The sequence below is a fragment of the Staphylococcus sp. HMSC62B09 genome (assembly GCF_001839115.1).
Taxonomy (GTDB): Bacteria; Bacillota; Bacilli; order Staphylococcales; family Staphylococcaceae; genus Staphylococcus; species Staphylococcus haemolyticus.
Window position 1 is genome coordinate 1 of the sequence record NZ_KV840108.1, and the last position, 609, is coordinate 609.

Below are 609 nucleotides of genomic sequence, written 5' to 3' on the forward strand. Positions count from 1 at the left end.
GGGCGTCCTTTATACACACCTTTTTCTTTCGCAATTTTAATACCTTGTTCTTGTCTACGTTTACTTTCATTTCTTTCTTGTTCTGAAACCATTGCTAAAATTTGGATGATTAAGCTTTTCATAAATTTATCTAATAATGGGTTACCAATCACTTCATTCATCATAGGTAAACTGGTAATCATCAATTGAATTTCTTTGTCTTTTAAATAATTAACTGTGTTGATTACTTCATCATAATTACGTCCTAAACGATCAATTGACTCCACGACAAACCGATCGCCCATTCTTACAAAATTAAGTGCTTCTTGCAAAATAGGTCTATTTTCTACCGACTTTCCTGATTGTTTTTCTGTAAATATTTTTTCAACACCAAACGTTTTTAAATTTTCTAGTTGTCTTTCTAAATTTTGATCAAGCGATGATACCCTCGCATAGCCAACAATCATTGGTTCTCACCCATAATTAACATACACCCTAATCATACGTTTTAGTTGCTATAAAATCAACAACACTGTTTGTATGATTAGGGTGTATCCTGTCTGGTTTTTTAGTTTTCTTAAAACTTAGTAATATTTTTATTTATCTTTATTTTCTTGGTTATTTAACTTA

At 30.4% G+C, this 609-nt stretch carries 1 protein-coding gene; it reads right to left on the bottom strand.

Translation table 11 applies throughout. The annotated features are described in order from the left end of the window. The coding region (locus HMPREF3265_RS02670; protein WP_070860978.1) for a recombinase family protein at nt 1-446 on the bottom strand (446 nt) is incomplete at its 3' end. Nucleotides 447-609: the final 163 nt, after the last annotated feature.